Annotated in this window: 15 protein-coding genes and 2 riboswitches; of the genes, 12 read left to right on the top strand and 3 right to left on the bottom strand. The window is 66.8% G+C overall.

The features are described from left to right. The first annotated feature begins 95 nt into the window (after positions 1–95). Positions 96–320: riboswitch (cobalamin riboswitch) on the top strand. 40 nt (positions 321–360) lie between these two features. The 5 genes from btuB (at position 361) to ACW11F_RS09275 (ending at position 6,868) form a co-directional block, all read left to right on the top strand. After that, positions 361–2,343 (top strand): TonB-dependent vitamin B12 receptor, encoded by a 1,983-nt coding sequence (btuB, locus tag ACW11F_RS09295; RefSeq protein WP_456996619.1) that lies wholly within the window; start codon positions 361–363, stop codon positions 2,341–2,343. 50 nt (positions 2,344–2,393) lie between these two features. Further along, the gene (locus ACW11F_RS09290; protein ID WP_456996618.1) at positions 2,394–2,822 is read left to right on the top strand and encodes a hypothetical protein; all 429 of its coding nucleotides are present in this window, start codon (positions 2,394–2,396) and stop codon (positions 2,820–2,822) included. 42 nt (positions 2,823–2,864) lie between these two features. Next, positions 2,865–4,718, top strand: a complete 1,854-nt coding sequence (locus ACW11F_RS09285) for an ABC-F family ATP-binding cassette domain-containing protein (RefSeq protein ID WP_456996617.1) — start codon at positions 2,865–2,867, stop codon at positions 4,716–4,718. Positions 4,719–4,772: 54 nt separating this feature from the next. Next, a complete protein-coding gene (locus tag ACW11F_RS09280; protein ID WP_456996616.1) occupies positions 4,773–5,438 on the top strand; it encodes a hypothetical protein in 666 nt (221 codons plus the stop codon). A 146-nt stretch (positions 5,439–5,584) separates the two neighbouring features. Further along, positions 5,585–6,868 carry an O-acetylhomoserine aminocarboxypropyltransferase/cysteine synthase family protein gene (locus ACW11F_RS09275; protein WP_456996615.1) on the top strand — a complete coding sequence of 428 codons (1,284 nt, stop codon included), beginning with the start codon at positions 5,585–5,587 and terminating at the stop codon, positions 6,866–6,868. A gap of 159 nt (positions 6,869–7,027) precedes the next feature. On the opposite strand, the gene ACW11F_RS09270 is transcribed toward ACW11F_RS09275, so the two are convergent. Continuing rightward, complete coding sequence (locus ACW11F_RS09270; RefSeq protein WP_456996614.1) at positions 7,028–7,402, bottom strand: acyl-CoA thioesterase; 375 nt, start codon at positions 7,400–7,402, stop codon at positions 7,028–7,030. A gap of 379 nt (positions 7,403–7,781) precedes the next feature. Beyond that, positions 7,782–8,741: a ribonucleotide-diphosphate reductase subunit beta gene (locus ACW11F_RS09265; RefSeq protein WP_456996613.1), complete on the bottom strand. Its 960-nt coding sequence runs from the start codon at positions 8,739–8,741 to the stop codon at positions 7,782–7,784. A 133-nt stretch (positions 8,742–8,874) separates the two neighbouring features. Between ACW11F_RS09265 and ACW11F_RS09260 the strand changes: the two genes are divergently transcribed. Then, positions 8,875–9,288 (top strand): four helix bundle protein, encoded by a 414-nt coding sequence (locus ACW11F_RS09260; RefSeq protein WP_456996612.1) that lies wholly within the window; start codon positions 8,875–8,877, stop codon positions 9,286–9,288. Positions 9,289–9,339: 51 nt separating this feature from the next. Here the strand turns inward: ACW11F_RS09260 and ACW11F_RS09255 are convergent, their stop codons facing one another. Continuing rightward, complete coding sequence (locus ACW11F_RS09255) at positions 9,340–11,649, bottom strand: ribonucleoside-diphosphate reductase subunit alpha (RefSeq protein ID WP_456997085.1); 2,310 nt, start codon at positions 11,647–11,649, stop codon at positions 9,340–9,342. A gap of 338 nt (positions 11,650–11,987) precedes the next feature. Further along, positions 11,988–12,292: riboswitch (cobalamin riboswitch) on the bottom strand. A 152-nt stretch (positions 12,293–12,444) separates the two neighbouring features. Here ACW11F_RS09255 and ACW11F_RS09250 point away from each other — a divergent pair. The 6 genes from ACW11F_RS09250 (at position 12,445) to ACW11F_RS09225 (ending at position 17,457) form a co-directional block, all read left to right on the top strand. Beyond that, positions 12,445–12,747, top strand: a complete 303-nt coding sequence (locus ACW11F_RS09250) for an FmdB family zinc ribbon protein (RefSeq protein ID WP_456996611.1) — start codon at positions 12,445–12,447, stop codon at positions 12,745–12,747. A 68-nt stretch (positions 12,748–12,815) separates the two neighbouring features. Continuing rightward, positions 12,816–14,603, top strand: coding sequence for an aspartate--tRNA ligase (aspS, locus tag ACW11F_RS09245; RefSeq protein ID WP_456997084.1), 1,788 nt, complete (start codon positions 12,816–12,818; stop codon positions 14,601–14,603). A 328-nt stretch (positions 14,604–14,931) separates the two neighbouring features. Beyond that, entirely contained in the window at positions 14,932–15,447 is a 516-nt protein-coding gene (locus tag ACW11F_RS09240; RefSeq protein WP_456996610.1) for a GNAT family N-acetyltransferase, read from the top strand. Between the two features lie 46 nt (positions 15,448–15,493). Further along, entirely contained in the window at positions 15,494–16,018 is a 525-nt protein-coding gene (locus ACW11F_RS09235; RefSeq protein WP_456996609.1) for a DUF3016 domain-containing protein, read from the top strand. A gap of 12 nt (positions 16,019–16,030) precedes the next feature. Next, entirely contained in the window at positions 16,031–16,708 is a 678-nt protein-coding gene (locus ACW11F_RS09230) for an esterase/lipase family protein (RefSeq protein WP_456996608.1), read from the top strand. Between the two features lie 32 nt (positions 16,709–16,740). Continuing rightward, on the top strand, positions 16,741–17,457 hold the full coding sequence (locus tag ACW11F_RS09225; protein ID WP_456996607.1) for a YebC/PmpR family DNA-binding transcriptional regulator: 717 nt from the start codon (positions 16,741–16,743) through the stop codon (positions 17,455–17,457). The last annotated feature ends 22 nt before the right edge of the window (positions 17,458–17,479 follow it).

The raw sequence follows: 17,479 nt of genomic DNA, 5'->3' as shown, positions 1-17,479 counted from the left end.
TCCATCCACCTTCGCGATGCGGATGGCGACATGCGCCGCTTGGACACGGCGCAGGCGCGGTCCGCGCATGAGCAGCGTGAGCGTGGAGCCGCGTGTTAATATTCCGCTTCTCAGGTGGCCGCGATGTCCGTGCAGGGCATCGGGCTGAAACGGGAATCCGGTGGGCGCGCAGGCGCGAATCCGGAGCTGCCCCCGCAACGGTAAGCCAGCCAAGGGACGACACACGCCACTGTGCGGCACGCATGGGAAGGCGTCGCTCCCGCGGATCCACACGGATCCGGCAGGCAAGCCCGGAGACCGGCCTGGGATTGACCGGACATGCGGTGGGCATGCGGACGGTGCCGGCCGTGGGCCGCGTCGTTGCGCGCTTCTGCTGTCCTTCCGCCAGTCCACCGCGCATGCAGACGCGGACCGCAGGAGTGCACCATGTCGTTGTTTTCCCCCCGTTTCCGTCCCGTCGTGCTTGCCGTGGCGATTGCCGCCGCATTGCCGGCGACCGCTGCCATCGCCGCCGAGAGCGATCCCCGTTCGCTGGACACCCTGGTGGTCACCGGCACCCGCAGCGAACAGCCGCTGCGCGAGGCGCTGGCCGCGACCACGGTGATCGACCGCGAGCAGATCGAGCGTCTGCAGCCGGCCTCGCTGCTCGACCTGCTGCGTGGTCAGGCCGGCATCACCCTGTACAACCAGGGCGGACCGGGCAAGCTTTCGGGATTGTTCCTGCGCGGCACCGGCACTGGTCATGTGCTGGTGCTGGTGGATGGCGTCAAGATCGCCTCCGCCACCGCCGGCATGCCGATGCTGCAGGACATCCCGCTGGCCCAGGTCGAGCGCATCGAGATCGTGCGCGGGCCGTATTCCAGCCTGTACGGGGCCGAGGCGATCGGCGGCGTGATCCAGATCTTCACCCGCCAGCCCGGCGAGGGCCTGCGCGGCAACGGCGCGCTGACCGTGGGCAGCCATCGCCTGCGTGCGCTGGAAGCAGGCATCGGCGCGCGCCAGCAGCGCGGCTGGTTCAACATCCAGGCCGCGCACGAACGCAGCGACGGCATCGATGCCTGCCGCGGGCGTGCGCCGGTCGGTGCCTGGGGCAGCCCGGACTACGTGCCCGGTGCCGGCTGCTTCGTCGATGAGCCAGACCGCGACGGATATCGCAACCGCTCGCTCTCGCTCGCCGGCGGCATGGAATTCAACGAGGCCTGGTCGGCCGAGGCGCGCGCCCTGCGTGCCGAGGGCCGCAGCCAGTTCGATGGTGGCTTCAGCAACGAAACCGAGGTGGTGCAGCAGGTGCTCGGCGGCAAGCTGCGCTATGCCCCGACGCAGGCGTTCGCGCTGAGCCTGAATCTCGGCAGCGCGCAGGATCTGTCCGATGGCTTCCTTGACGGGGCCTACGTCAACACCATCGATACCCGTCGCCGGGTGGCCGGCGTGCAGGCGGATTTCGCCACCGGCGAGGCCGGCCAGGCCAGCGTCGGTTTCGATTGGCAACGCGAGCGGGTGCATGCCTCCAGCCCGCTGGACCTTGACAGCCGCAGCGTGCGTGGGGTGTTCGGCCAGTGGCTGGGCCGCTTCGATGCACACCGGCTGCAGCTTGCCGCGCGGCATGACGACAACAGCCAGTTCGGCGGCGTGTTCACCGGCAGCGCCAACTGGGGTTTCGACCTCAGTGACACGCTGCGTCTGAGCGCAGGCTATGGCAGCGCATTCCGCGCACCGACCTTCAACGACCTGTACTACCCCGGCTCCAGCAACCCGGCGCTTCGCCCGGAGCGCTCGCACACCGCGGAACTGGGCCTGCGCGGCACCCCGGCCTGGGGCCTGTGGTCGCTCAATGCCTATGAAACGCGCCTGCGCGACCTGATCGTGTTCAACCCGGCGGCGAGCTCGCCCGACAGCCCCTGGGGCATGCCGGAGAACATCCAGCGCGCACGCATCCGCGGCGTGGAAGGCAGCCTCGGCGTGGACATCGCCGGCTGGGCGGTGAATGCGACGGCGAGCTGGATCGACCCGCGCAACACCACGCCCGGTGCGTTCGACGGCAACCTGCTCAATCGCCGCGCACGCGCGCTGGCGCGGATCGATGTCGACCGTGCGTTCGGCGACTGGAGCGTGGGCGCCAGCCTCAACGGCAGCGGCCATCGTTACGACGATCCGGCCAACAGCGTGCGCCTCGGCGGCTTCGCCACCAGCGACCTGCGCGCCGACTGGCGCTTCAGCCCCGACTGGCAACTGCAGGCAGTGGTGCGCAACGTGTTCGACAAGCGTTACGAAACCAGCGCCTGGTACCACCAGCCGGGTCGCGAATATGCACTGACCCTGCGTTACAGTCCGTCAGCCCGATGATCCGGAGCGGGGCGGCAACGCGCCGCCCCGCATCACGCCCCGAGACCCCCATGGCCCGATACCGACCCCGTCGCCCCCTGCATTGGCAGCGCATCTACCAGTGGGCGCATCCGAGCCACCGCTGGAACGTGTGGCGCGACGTGCTGCTCGAAGCGCAGCCGTGGACGCAGCGGCCCGAGGCGGTGCGCGCCGCGGTGCGAGACTGGCTCGGCGGGATGCAGGTCGAAACCATCGAGGTCGATGGCGAGCGCATCGAGGTCGCCGCCAGCGGCGGCATCTGGGTGCAGGCCGAGGATTTCGCCGGAGGGCAGCCGGCGATGTCGATCCAGCTGCATTCCAGCGGCGAGGACGCGTTCGATTCGCTCAAATGGCATGCCGATGCGCTGGTCGACGTGCTGCTGCAGGCCGATCCGGACATCAAGGTGAAGTGGGTGCGGCACCCCCATCGCCGCCACTACCTGCGACAGACCACGCGCTAGCCGACAAGCGGGCCGTGGCATGGTGCGGCTTACAATTCGCCGATGATTTCCTTCCGTGATTTCGCCCTGCGCCGTGGCGAACGCCTGCTGCTGTCCGCGGTCGACCTGACCCTGCACGCGGGCTGGCGCGTGGGCGTGGTCGGCCGCAACGGCAGCGGCAAGTCCTCGCTGTTCGCCGCGTTGATGGGCGAGGTGGAGCCCGATCGCGGCGACATCGACCTGCCGGCCAGGGCGCGCATCGCCAGCGTGGCGCAGGAAACCCCGTCCTTGCCGGATGCGGCGCTGGACTTCGTGATGTCCGGTGATGACCGCTTGCACGCCGCGGTCGTGGCCGAACGCGAGGCGGTGGCGCGCGAGGACTGGGAAGCGGTGGCCGCCGCGCACCAGCGCCTGGGCGAGCTGGATGGTTACGATGCCGAGGCCCGTGCCGGCCGCCTGCTGCATGGCCTGGGCTTTGCCGCGGAGACCCACCGCCGCGCGGTGGCGGCGTTTTCCGGTGGCTGGCGGGTGCGCCTGAACGTGGCGCGCGCGCTGATGATGCCGAGCGACCTGTTGCTGCTGGACGAGCCGACCAACCACCTCGACCTCGATGCCGTGGTGTGGCTGGAAGACTGGCTCAAGCGCTATGCCGGCACCCTGCTGGTGATCAGCCACGACCGCGAGTTCCTCGACAACGTCGCCACCCACGTGTTGCATCTGCATGAGGGGCAGGCGCGGTTGTATGCCGGCAACTACACTGCGTTCGAGCGCCAGCGCGCCGAGCACCTGCGCCAGCAGCAGATCGCCTTCGACAAGGAACAGGCCGAGCGCGCGCACCTGCAGAAGTTCATCGACCGCTTCAAGGCCAAGGCGAGCAAGGCGCGCCAGGCGCAGTCGCGCATCAAGCGGCTGGCCAAGCTGGCCGGCACCGAGGCGGTGCGTGCCGAGCGTGCACTGCACATCGCCTTGCCGCAGCCGGCGCGGATGCCCAATTCGCTGCTCGCATTGCGTGCGGTGGATGCCGGCTACGGCGGCGAGGCACGCATCCTGCAGGGCGTCGGTTTCACCCTGGAGGCGGGCGACCGCATCGGCCTGCTCGGGCCGAATGGCGCCGGCAAGTCCACCCTGGTCAAGACCCTGGTCGGCGAGTTGCCGCCGATGGCCGGCGAGCGCATCGCCCATCCCGACCTCGTCATCGGCTACTTCGCCCAGCACACGGTGGAATCGCTGCGTGCGGGCAGCTCGCCGATCGACCATCTGCGGACGCTGGCGCCCGACGGCTCGACCCAGGAGTTCCGCAACTTCCTCGGCCGCTGGCAGTTCGCCGGTGACCGCGCATTCGAGCCGATCGACCATTTCTCCGGCGGCGAAAAGGCGCGCCTGGCGCTGGCGCTGATCGCGTGGCGGCGGCCCAACCTGCTGTTGCTGGACGAGCCGACCAACCACCTCGACCTCGACATGCGCGAGGCGCTGGCCGAGGCCCTGAGTGACTTCGACGGCGCCATCGTCATGGTCAGCCATGATCGCCATCTGATCGGCCTGGTCTGCGATGCGTTCTGGCGCGTGCATGATGGCGTGGTCGAACCGTTCGACGGCGACCTCGACGATTACGCCGAGTGGCTGCGCGCGCGTCCGGCGCCGGGCGCGGAGGTGGCGGAAGAAAAGAAGCCGGCGGCGCAAGCGCCACGCCCCGTTGCGAACCCGCCGAAGCCGGCCAAAGCCAATCCGCAGAAGGTGAAGGAAGCCGAGGCGCGGGTGGCACGGCTGGAGCAGAAACTGGCGGCCTGCGAGGCGCAACTGGCCGATCCGGACGTGTATGCCGATGCCGATCGCGTGATCGATCTGGGCCGCGAGCAGATGCAGCTGCGCAGTGAACTGGAGGCCGCCGAGGAGGCATTGTTGCAGCTGTACGGCTGAGCGTCCCGCTGTGCGGGCACTGCACGTGTCGCCGTTTCACGTTATCGTCGGGCGATGAACAGACTCTCCGTGATCCTGCTTTCCCCGCTCGCGCTGGCACTTGCCGCCTGCACGCCCGCCGCCGACACCGCGGCGCCTGACACCACCGCAATGGTCGGTGATGCCGGCACCGATGCCGCGGTCGAACAGGCCGCCGCACCGGTCGATGCCTTCCTCGCCGCCATCGCCACGCATTGCGGCAAGGCCTACGAGGGCCGCATCGTCGCCAACGAACCCAAGTCGCCCGAGCCTGATGCTTTCGAGGGCCAGCGCCTGGTCATGCATGTGCGCGGCTGCGATGCGCCGAACGAGCGCATCGAGATCCCGTTCCACGTCGGCGAGGATCATTCGCGCACCTGGATCCTGACCCGCCAGGGCGAGGGCCTGCGACTCAAGCACGACCACCGCCAGGCCAATGGCGAGCCCGATGACATGACCATGTACGGCGGCGATACCGCGAGCGCCGGCAGCGCCGAGCGTCAGGAGTTTCCGGTCGATGCCGAATCCATCGCCATGTTCGAGCAGGGTGGCTTGAATGCCTCGGTGGAGAACACCTGGGCGATGGAGATCCATCCGCAGACCTTCGTCTACGAGTTGTCGCGCCCGGGTGGCCGCCTGTTCAAGGTCGAGTTCGACCTGCAGCAGGACGTGCCGACACCGCCGACCCCGTGGGGCTGGTGAGCGCCGGCGCCTCGCAGACATCCATGACATCAGCAAGGGCGGCCCATGCCGCCCTTTTTCATGGCGGTGGTTTGATATCCCATCGCTTCATGCGCATGAAGCGATGAATGGTGCTAAGGTGACCCTTCCTTGATCCGGGCCGTCCCATGAGCACTCAACATTTCGAAACCCTCGCCCTGCATGCCGGCTACACGCCGGAGCCGACCACCCGTGCGGTGGCGGTGCCGATCTACCAGACCGTCGCCTATGCCTTCGACAGTGCGCAACACGCCGCCGACCTGTTCGACCTGAAGGTGCCAGGCAACATCTACAGCCGGATCATGAACCCGACCTGCGCGGTGCTCGAAGCGCGTGTGGCCGCATTGGAAGGCGGCATCGGCGGCCTGGCGCTGGCCTCCGGGCAGTCGGCGATCACCTATGCGATCCAGACCATCGCCGGGCAGGGCGACAACATCGTCAGCGCGTCCTCGCTGTACGGCGGCACCTGGAACCTGTTCGCCCACACCCTGCCGCAGTTCGGCATCGAGGCGCGGCTGGCCGATCAGCACGACCTGGCGGCACTGGAAGCCCTGATCGATGCGCGTACCAAGGCGGTGTACGTGGAAAGCATCGGCAATCCGTCCGGGCGCGTCGCCGACATCCCGGCGTTGGCCGAGCTGGCGCATCGCCACGGCGTGCCGCTGATCGTCGACAACACCGTGGCCACGCCGTGGCTGCTGCGTCCGATCGAACACGGCGCCGACATCGTGGTGCATTCGCTGACCAAGTACATCGGCGGCCATGGCAATTCGATCGGCGGCATGATCGTCGACAGCGGCCGCTTCCCCTGGGCCGAACATGCCGAGCGCTTCCCGCAACTGAACCAGCCCGATGCGAGCTATCACGGCGTGGTCTACACCGAAGCGCTGGGCGAAGCCGCCTACATCGGCCGCGCGCGTGTGGTGCCGCTGCGCAACACCGGCGCCGCGCTGTCACCGTTCAACGCCTTCCTGATCCTGCAGGGCCTGGAAACCCTGTCCCTGCGCATGCAGCGCATCTGCGAGAACACGCAGAAAGTGGCCGAATACCTGCAGCAGCACCCGAAGGTGGCCTGGGTCGATTACGCCGGCCTGCCGGACCATCCCGACCATGCACTGACCCAGCGCCTGCTGGGCGGCCACGGCTCCGGCCTGCTGACTTTCGGCATCGCCGGCGAAGACGGCCGCGCCGCCGGCGAACGCTTCCTCGACGCACTGCAATTGTTCACCCGACTGGTCAACATCGGCGACAACAAATCCCTCGCCACCCACCCCGCCAGCACCACCCACCGCCAACTGTCCCCCGACGAACTGCAACGCGCCGGCGTCCGCGAAGACACCGTGCGGCTGTGCGTGGGCATCGAGCATGTGGGGGATTTGTTGGCGGATCTCGAGCAAGCGCTTGAGAGCTAGTAACGAGTGGAGAGGAACGAGGAACGAGTTGGGGCTGACGTCGTGCCTGATCGCACTCGTTCCTCGTTCCTCGTTTCTAGTTCCTCGCCTTTACTCGTTCCTCGTTTCTAGTTCCTCGTTCCTCGCCTTCACTCGTTCCTCGTTCCTCTCCACTCGTTACTAGCTCTCTACTTCCACCGGCCGCCCCCTCTCATCCACCGCGACCATGCTGAAGCGTCCACGCGTGGCCAGGCGTGATTGGCCGCTGTGCAGGTCTTCGCAGTGCAGTTCCACCTCGACCTGCATCGAGGTGCGGCCCACCGACACCACCCGTGCGCGCAATTCGACGATGGCGCCGGTGGGGACCGGGGCACTGAAATCGATTTGCTCGCTGCGCGCGGTGACCACGGTGCGCCGGGCATGCCGGCTGGCCGCAATGAACGCCGCCTTGTCCATCCACGCCAGCGCCTGCCCACCGAACAGCGTGCCGAGGTGATTGCTGTGGTCGGGGAACACGATTTCGGTGATGCGGATTTCGGGGGAAGCTTGGGACATGAGAGCGAGGAGTGAGGGCAGAGAAGTGAGAAGTGAGAGAAAGGCAGGTGGCGGAGGGCTGGAGGTGAGTGGCTCGAAGTGGCGGTGGGGAGGCGGGGAGTGAGTGGGGGGCTGGCGAGGAGAGAGTGAAGAGAAGTGGGAAGTGAGAGAGGGCAAAAGCGGGTGCTTTTCGCTTGCTTTCTGCCATCGGGAGCGGCGGCCGTGCGCGGCGAGCCGGCTCGGGCCGCAAGAGTCAATGAGGCAGTGAAGGCTTCTGAACACCTGACACCACAGCGCTCACCACACCTCATCCAAGTCCCGGACTTCCCCCAAATCGTTTTTGCTTGCCATCGCCCCGCTCTTCTCTCACTTCTCACTTCTCTGCACTCACTTCTAGCCTTCAAAATGCATGATCAAAATCCACTTCGCCGGTCACGCCGACCTGGTAGGCGCTGACGCGGCGTTCGAAGAAGTTGGTCAGCTCCTGCACGTCCTGCAGTTCCATGAACGGCAGCGGGTTGCGGACGTTGTAGACCTTGGGCATGCCCAGTTTGGCGAAGTGGTTGTCGGCGCAGTGCTGCAGGTACTGGCGCATGTCGCGTTCGGAAATCCCGGCGACGCCGCCGGAGAGCACGTCCTCGGCGAACTGCATCTCGCATTCGATCGCTTCGGCCAGCATCTCGCGGATCTGCGTCTGCATTGCCTCGTCGAACAGTTCCGGTTCCTCCTCGCGGATGGTGCGCACCGATTCGAAGGCGAACTCCATGTGCGCGGACTCGTCACGGAACACCCAGTTGGTGCCCGAGGCCAGGCCCGGCAGCAGGCCGCGCGAGCGCAGGTAGAACACGTAGGCGAACGCGCCGAAGAAGAACAGGCCCTCGATGCAGGCGGCGAAGCAGATCTGGTTGAGCAGGAACTGGCGACGCTGCTCGCGGGTTTCGATCCGGTCCAAGTCCTGGATCGAATCGATCCACTTGAAGCAGAAGTCGGCCTTGGCCTTGATCGAGGGGATGTTCTCCACCGCGGCGAAGGCCTTGGTGCGCTCGGCCGGATCAGGCAGGTAGTTGTCCAGCAGGGTCAGGTAGAACTGCACGTGCAGCGCTTCCTCGTACAACTGCCGCGACAGGTACATCCGCGCCTCCGGCGCATTGAGGTGCTTGTACAGGTTCAGCACCAGATTGTTGGCCACGATCGAATCGCCGGTGGCAAAGAACGCCACCAGCCGATGGATCAGATGCCGATCCGCCGGCGACATCTTGCCGTGCAGATCGGAAATGTCGATCTGGAAATCGATCTCCTCCACCGTCCACGTGTTCCGGATCGCATTGCGATACATCTCGTAGAACTGCGGATAACGCATGGGACGGAGGGTGAGCTCGAAACCTGGATCGAGGAGGCGAGAAGTGAGTGCAGAGGAGTGAGGAGTGAGAGGGGTCGGTTGCGGCTGGTTGGCTGAGGCTTGCATGGGAATCTCCTGATGGGGATGTGTCGCGATGAATGGCAAGGTGGTTGTCAGGTGGATGCGGAGTGCAGCGATGCATTACCGGCAAACGGTGGTGTGGCAGAAGGCCATGGATGTGGCCGGAGCGGTGCTGTGCCTGTCGAGGCAGTTGCCAAGCGAGGAGCGGTTCGGCATGCGCAGTCAGATGACGCGGGCCGCCGTGTCCGTGCCCGGCAACATCGCCGAAGGCTGGACACGCGAGTCGAAGCGGGAGAAAGCGCAGTTCCTGTCCATCGCCCATGGATCGTTGTCCGAGCTGGACACGCAGCTGCGCCTGTGCCGGCGCGCCGGCTGGCTGCAGCCGGCGGCAACCATGGAAGTCGAACGCGACATCGATGAAGTGAGCCGAATCCTCACCACCATGCGCCGAAACCTTCGAGCCAGAGCCAGCAGTCCATCACCCTGACCGCCAACCCGCCCTTCTCTCACTCCTCACTCCTCTGCACTCACTCCTCGCTCACTGGCAGGCTTCGCAGCTCTCCGGATTCTCCAAGGAGCACGCCACCGCCTGCGCCGGCGTGTACGCCGAGACGGTGGTCTTGGCGATGCGGGTGGCGGGGCGGGAGCGCAGGTAGTAGGTGGTCTTGATGCCGCGCTTCCAGGCGTACATGTACATCGAGGACAGGGCGCCGATGCTCGGGCTTTCCATGAACAGGTTGAGCGAGGCGGACTGGTCGATGAAGGCGCCGCGGTCGGCGGCCATGTCGATCAGGCTGCGCATCGGGATTTCCCAGGCGGTGCGATACACATGGCGCAGGCTTTCGGGGATGTCGGCGATGCCCTGGATCGAGCCGTCGGCCAGCTTGATCGTGTCGCGCATTTCCGGCGTCCACAGGCCCAGCTTCTTCAGCTCTTCGACCAGGTAACGGTTGATCTGCAGGAAGTCGCCGGACAGGGTTTCGCGCTTGAACAGGTTGCTCACCTGCGGCTCGACGCATTCGTAGCAGCCGGCGATCGAGGCAATCGTCGCGGTCGGCGCGATCGCGATCAGCAGCGAGTTGCGCAGGCCGTGTTCGCGGATGCGCGCGCGCAGTGCGTCCCAGCGCGCGGCATCCTCAGGCACCACGTCCCAGGCGTCGAACTGCAATTGGCCCTCGGCGGCGCGGGTATCGGCAAAGCCCGGGTGCGCGCCCTTGGCCTGGGCCAGTTCGCAGGAGGCATCCAGCGCATGGAAGTAGATGGTTTCGGCGATCTTCTTCGACAGCGCGCGCGCCTCGTCGCTGTCGAAGGCCAGGCGCTTCTTGAAGAACACGTCCTGCAGGCCCATGCAGCCCAGACCCACCGGACGCCAGCGCAGGTTGCCGCGGCGTGCGCTCTCGATCGGATAGAAATTCAGGTCGATCACGCGGTCCAGCTGCGTCACCGCCTGACGCACGGTTTCGGCCAGCTTGTCGAAATCGAAGTCGCCGTATTCGTCGAAATGGCGGGCGAGGTTGATCGAGCCGAGGTTGCAGACCGCGGTTTCCTCCTTCGAGGTGATCTCCAGGATCTCGGTGCACAGGTTGGATAGGTGGATCACGTTTTCGCGGCGCAGGGTCTGGTTGCCGGCGCGGTTGCACTTGTCCTTGAACGTCATCCAGCCATTGCCGGTCTCCGCCAGGGTGCGCATCATCCGCGCGTACAGCTTGCGCGCCGGGATCGTGCGCACCGCCTTGCCCTGCTTCTCGGCCTGCAGATAGGCGGCCTCGAAGGCCTCGTTGTGCAGATCGACCAGCTCCGGCACTGCGTGCGGATCGAACAGCGACCATTCGGCATCCGCCTCGACCCGCTGCATGAACAGGTCCGGCACCCAGTTGGCCAGATTGAGGTTGTGGGTGCGGCGCGCGTCATCGCCGGTGTTGTCGCGCAGCTCGAGGAAGTCCTCGATATCGGCGTGCCAGGTTTCCAGGTACACGCAGGCCGCGCCCTTGCGTTTGCCGCCCTGGTTGACCGCGGCCACCGACGAATCCAGCGTCTTCAGCCACGGCACGATGCCGTTGGAATGGCCGTTGGTGGAACGGATCAGCGAGCCGCGCGAACGCACCCGGCTATAGCCCACGCCAATGCCGCCGCTGAATTTCGACAGCTGCGCGATCTCGCCGTACTTGGCGTAGATCGCCTCCAGGCTGTCCTCGGGCGAATCCAGCAGGAAGCAGGACGAGAGCTGCTCGTGGCGGGTGCCGGAATTGAACAGCGTCGGCGAGCTGGGGATGTATTCCAGCGCGCTCATGGTGCGGTACAGGTCGATCGCCTCGCCGACGTTCTCCGACAGCGCGCTGGCGATGCGCAGGAAGAACTGCTGCGGGGTCTCGATCACCTTGCGCGTGTGCGGGTGGCGCAGCAGGTAGCGGTCGTACAGGGTGCGCAGGCCGAAGTAGTCGAAGTGCAGGTCCTGACGGATGTCGATGGCGTCGTTGAGCTTGCGCGCATGGGTCTGCACGAAGCCGAGCAGGCGGTCATTGATCAGCCCGACCTCATGCCCGCGCGCGACCGATTGCGAGAAGGCGTGGATTTCCTGGCCGGCCACTTCCTTGGCGATGACGTTGGCCAGCAGGCGTGCGGCGAGGCGGCCGTATTCGGGTTCTTCGCCGATCAGCAGCGCCGCGGTGCGGATCGACAGCTCGTCCAGTTCGCGGGTGCTGGCGCCGTCGTACAGGCCGGAGATGGTGCGCGTGGCCACGCGCATCGGATCGACCGCGTGCAGGCCCTCGCAGCAGCGCTGCACGGCGAACACGATCTTGTTCAGATCCACCGCCTGGCGCTGGCCGTTGCGCTTGGTCACGGTCATCGCATGCGCGGTGGCCGGCGGGGTCAGGGCGAAGTTTCCGCCGCTGCCGGTGTCAGTGCCGGTGACGGCGTCGGTGGCGGGCGGGGCGGACAGTTCGATGCTCTGGCTCATGGGCGTCTCCAGCGGATGGACGCACGGGGCGCGGGCTTTCCCTCGAAGCCACGCATGAGCGGGAGACGACACGACCACGGCCGCCAGGCGTCCGGATCGCGGCATCGCCCCCTCGGGCGACGGGTTCCGGGTGCGGGACGCGGGCAAACCGCGTACGGGCAGCGCCCGCCAACGCGATTCACCGGCCGCCTCCCCCCGGAGACACCTGTGCCGGCACCGCGCGTTCGTGCTGCGCGCGGCTGTCGGCAGGTCTTCGGACTGATGGGTGTGAAGCGAGAAGTGAGTGAAGAAGAGTGAGAAGTGAGAGGCGGCACGCTGTTGCGCTTTGGCTCTCTCTCACTTCTCGTTTCTCTGCACTCACTCCTCGGCTTTCGCCTCGCCTGCCGCTTCCCGGATCGCTCCAGTGCTGATGGCAGGTTCGTTCCCAATTACCGCTGCGGGGCAGTGCCGGAATGGGTCCTGCGGACCTTCACCGGCTTCCCTTTTCATCCCGACGCTGCTGGCGGCGGGAACCGACGGGCATCAACATATCGGGGGATTTCGGTTTAGTCAACACAAGATATTGTGTTTTCGTCGCGAGGCATTCGGAAGTCGACGCATTCAGGCAGGCCGCGGGCCAAGCCCCGACTTGCTTTCCCCGCCAGTGGCCCCACATGAGGGGCGCCGTTCATTCCGGGAGCCGCCATGCCGATCTATGCCTTTGCCTGCGATGCCTGTGGGCACACGTTCGACAAGCTGCAGAAGATGTCCGACCCGGACCCGCGCCAGTGCCCGCAGTGCGGCGCGGAAGGCGGCGTCCGGCGCCAGGTCACCGCGCCCGCGTTCCGCCTCGCCGGCAGCGGCTGGTACGAAACCGACTTCAAGGGCAGCGGGGAGAAACGCCGCAATCTGGCCGAAGGCGGCGAGGGCGCCAAGCCTGCGGCAGGTGGCAGCGAGTCGAAAGCCGAGGCCAAACCCGCTGCCGCGCCCGCGGGCAAGGTCGACTGAGGCGCTGCCGCGGCTGGAGCGACTAAACTAGCGGGCTTGCCCCGGCCCGTGAAAACAGCCCCATGCCCATGCGTACCCACTTCTGCGGCCTGATCGACGAATCGCTGATCGGGCAGACCGTCACCTTGTGCGGCTGGGCCGATGTCGCCCGCGACATGGGCGGGCTGGTGTTCATCGACCTGCGCGACCACGAAGGCATCGTGCAGGTGGTGGCCGAGCCGGCCGAGGTGCCGGGCAATGCCGAGGTGCTGAAGACTGCGGCGCAGATCGGTTACGAGGACTGCCTGCGCATCACCGGCACCGTGCGTGCGCGGCACGCGGTGAATGACCGCATCGCCACCGGCAAGGTGGAAGTGCTGGCCGAACGCATCGAGGTGCTGAACAAGGCCGAGCCGCTGCCGTTCCACCACCACGAGAATCCGGGCGAGGACATCCGCCTGAAGTACCGTTACCTCGACCTGCGTTCGCCGGACATGCAGCGCAAGATGCGCATCCGCACGCGGCTGGTGGCGGCGCTGCGGCGCTGGCTGGACGCGCGCGGCTTCCAGGACATCGAAACCCCGATCCTGACCCGCGCCACGCCCGAGGGTGCGCGCGACTTCCTGGTGCCGGCGCGCATGCACGCCGGCGAGTTCTACGCCCTGCCGCAGTCGCCGCAGCTGTTCAAGCAGATCCTGATGATGGCCGGCTTCGACCGCTACTACCAGGTCGCGCGCTGCTTCCGCGACGAGGCACTGCGCGCCGACCGCCAGCTGGAATTCACCCAGCTGGACATGGAGTTCGCCTGGGTCGACGAGCACGAGGTGCAGGCCACGGTCGAGGCGATGATGCGCGAGGTGTTCGCCGAGGTGATCGGCGTCGAGCTCGACGATCCGTTCCCGCGCATGACCTGGGCCGAGGCAATGCGTCGCTATGGCTCGGACAAGCCCGACCAGCGCATCGCGCTGGAGCTGACCGACATCGCCGAGCTGGTGCGCGATTGCGAGTTCAAGGTGTTTGCCGATGTCGCCGCCAGCGCCGATGGCCGCGTGGTGGCACTGCGTGCGCCGGGTGCGGCCGCGCTGTCACGCAAGCAGATCGACGAGCTGGCCGCGCATGCCGCCAAGCACGGCGCCAAGGGCCTGGCGTGGATGAAGGTGGAGGACGCCGGCAAGGGTCGCGAGGGCATCAGTTCGCCGATCGCCAAGTTCCTCGACGATGCCACCCTCGACGCGATCCTGCGCGCGACCCGCGCCCAGTCCGGCGATGCGATCTTCTTCGGCGCCGCGCCGTATCGTGTCGCTTCGGAGTTCATGGGCGCGCTGCGGCTGCGCCTGGGCCGTGACCTGGGCCTGGTCGAAGAGGGCTGGAAGCCGTTGTGGATCACCGATTTCCCGATGTTCGAATGGGACGAGGAGGCGCAACGGCACGTCGCCCTGCATCACCCGTTCACCGCCCCGGCGGTCGATGACATCGACCAGCTCAAGGCCAATGCCGGCACCGCGGTATCGCGCGGCTACGACATGGTGCTCAACGGCAACGAGATCGGCGGCGGCTCGATCCGCATCCACCGCCCGCAGATGCAGCGCGCGGTGTTCGAACTTCTCGGCATCGGCGCCGAAGAAGCCGAAGCCAAGTTCGGCTTCCTGCTCGACGCCCTGAAATACGGTGCCCCCCCGCACGGCGGCATCGCCTTCGGCATCGACCGCATCGCCGCCCTGATGGCCGGCACCGACTCCATCCGCGACGTCATCGCCTTCCCCAAGACCACCGGCGCCCAATGCCTGATGACCGGCGCGCCGTCGGAAGTGGATGCGGCGCAGTTGGCGGAAGTACATGTGAGGGTGGAGGAGCGAGGAGTGAGTGGAGAGAAGTGAGGAGTGAGAGTGGGCAGCAGCGGCGGGTGTGACTGACTTGGCTTGCCCATGCTTTTCACTCCGTTGCGCACGCTGCTCGTTCCGAACTTCCGTGCTTTTTTCTCACTTCTCACTTCTCACTTCTCTCCACTCGCTCCAAGTTGTTGCTTGAAAGAGATAGTGAAAACAAGTGACGAGTGAGAGAGGGCAACAGCCGCTGACGTGACCGGCTCGGCTTGCCCATGCTTTTCACTCCGCTGCACACACGCTCTTTTCGAGCTTGCTCGATTCTCCCGCGCTTTTCTCTCACTTCTCACTCCTCTTCACTCACTTCTCTCCACTCGCTCCCATGCTCATCCACCGCGCCACCCCCGCCGACGCCGACGCCCTGTCGCTGATCTCCCGCGACACGTTCGTCGAGACGTTCGGTCACCAGTACCGGGACGAGGATCTGCAGCGTTATCTGGATGAGACCTATGCGCCGCAGCGGTACGTGGATGCGTTGGAGCAGCAGGGTTGTGCGGCGTGGTTGTTGAAGGATGCCGAGGGGCAGGTGCAGGGTTATGCCTTCGTCGGGCCGTGCGGTTTGCCGCATGCGGATGTGCAGGCGGGCGACATGGAGCTGAAGCGGCTGTACCTGCGCCGCGCGGCGCAGAATGGCGGTGCCGGCACGCGGCTGTTCAACGAGGCCGAAGGCTGGATGCGACGCAACGGACCGCGCGCGATCTGGATCGGGGTGTGGAGCGGAAACCACGGTGCGCAGCGCTTCTATGCCCGCCACGGCTACCGCAAGGTCGGCGAATACCTGTACCCGGTGGGCGAGGCGCGCGACCTGGAGTTCATCCTGCGCCGCGACATCGGCTGAACCCGCGCTGGCGTACAGTGGCGGCATCCCCCAGCGGAGCGTGCCGATGAAGCGCCTGCCTTGTTCGATGCTGTTGGTTCCCGCCCTGCTGCTGGCCGGCTGTGCCAGCATGCCGGCACCCGATCCGGCCGAGCTGCGCCTGCCTGACGAAGGCCGGGTGGCGGTGTCATGGAACGACCCGGCGAAGTTCCGCGAGTTTTCCTGTCGCATGGTCGATCATGATGCGGGCTGGGTCGAGGATCTGGCCCGCCATGCGCGCACCCGGGCCGAGCGCAGCCTGCCGCCGGAGGCACGGCTTGAGCTGCACTTCGTCGACATCGACCGCGCCGGCGAGTGCGAGCCGATACGCAGCGCAGAGGAGCGCCGGGTGTTGCGCGACGTGACCCCGCCGCGGATCGAACTCGACTATCGCCTGGTCACGGCCGATGGCCATGTCAGTGAACAGAAGGGCGTGCGCCTGACCGACCTGAGCTACCTGCAGCGCAGCCCGGTGCTGACCGGCAACGAAACATTGCGCCACGAGAAACGCCTGCTGGATGACTGGCTGCGGCGTCTGGCCGATGGTCGCTGACGCGCGGGCCTGATGCCGAGCCGGGACGATCGCCAGCCGGTGCTGCTGCTGCATGGCCTGTGGATGCATGCACCGGCGATGCACTGGTTCGCCAGCCGCTTGCGCGAACAAGGCTTCGCGCCACAGCCATTCGGTTACTACAGCCTGCTGCAGGACACCGATGCCACGGTGGACAAGCTGGCCGCGACCTTTGCCGCCGAGCCGGGCATCCCGGTGGTGGCACACAGCCTGGGCGGATTGCTGGCCGTGCGTGCAGCCGAACGCGCCGGTGCCGCCGCGCCTTCGCGCATCGTCTGCCTGGGCAGCCCGCTGGCCGGCAGCGCCGCCGCACGCGGCATGAGTGAGCGCATTCCCGCCGGTGAGCACCTGCTGGGCCGTCACCGCCCGTTGTTGCTGCAAGGCGTGCCGCGACTGCCGCGCGATCTCGAAGTCGGCATGGTCGCCGGTTGCACGCCGCTCGGTCTCGGCCACTTCATGGCCGGTTTCGACTGCGAGCACGACGGCACCGTGGCGGTGGACGAAACCCGGGTGCCCGGCCTGGCCGACCACATCGTCCTGCCGGCCAGCCACAGCGGCCTGATCTTCTCCCGCGATGCGGTCGAGCAGGCGGTGCGCTTCCTGCGTCATGGTCGTTTCCTGCATCCGGATGCGCAGCGGGCGGCTGCGGCCGCGCAGCGGCCGATCGCCTAAAATCAGGACTTTCCGGCTGGAGCGTTTGCACCATGGGACGTGGTCCTTCGATCGAAGCCCGCAAGAATGCGGTCGATGCCCGTCGCGGCAAGATCTTCACCAAGATCATCCGCGAAATTTCCGTCGCCGCCCGCGCCGGTGGCGGTGATCCGGCCGGCAACCCGCGCCTGCGCAGCGCGATCGACAAGGGCCTTGCCGTCAACATGACCAAGGACGTGATCGAGCGCGCGATCAAGAAGGCCACCGGCGAGCTGGAAGGCGTCGAATACGAGGAAATCCGCTACGAAGGCTATGCTCCGGGCGGCGTCGCGGTGATCGTCGATTGCCTCACCGACAACCGCGTGCGTACCGTCGCCGACGTGCGCCACGCCTTCGGCAAGCATGGCGGCAACCTCGGCACCGAAGGTTCGGTGGCCTTCATGTTCCGCAAGCTGGGCGTGCTCAGTTACGGCGCCGATGCCGACGAGGATGCGGTCACCAACGCCGCGATCGAGGCCGGTGCCGACGACGTGGTGGTGTATGACGATGGCGCCATCGACGTGATCACCACCCCGGAGGACTTCGCCACGGTCAAGGCGGCGATGGAATCCGCAGGCCTCGAGCCCGGTTTCGCCGAAGTGACGATGCGCGCGGACAACGATGCGCCGGTCGCGGGCGAAACCGCCGTCGAAGTGCAGAAGCTGCTCGACCGGCTCGCCGATCTCGACGACGTGCAGGCGGTGTACAGCAATGCCGAGATGGAGGGCTAGGTCTTGCTGAGCAAAGCGCGCA

The sequence above is a fragment of the Luteimonas sp. e5 genome (assembly GCF_054031035.1).
This window is presented reverse-complemented; position numbering and strand designations above follow the sequence as displayed.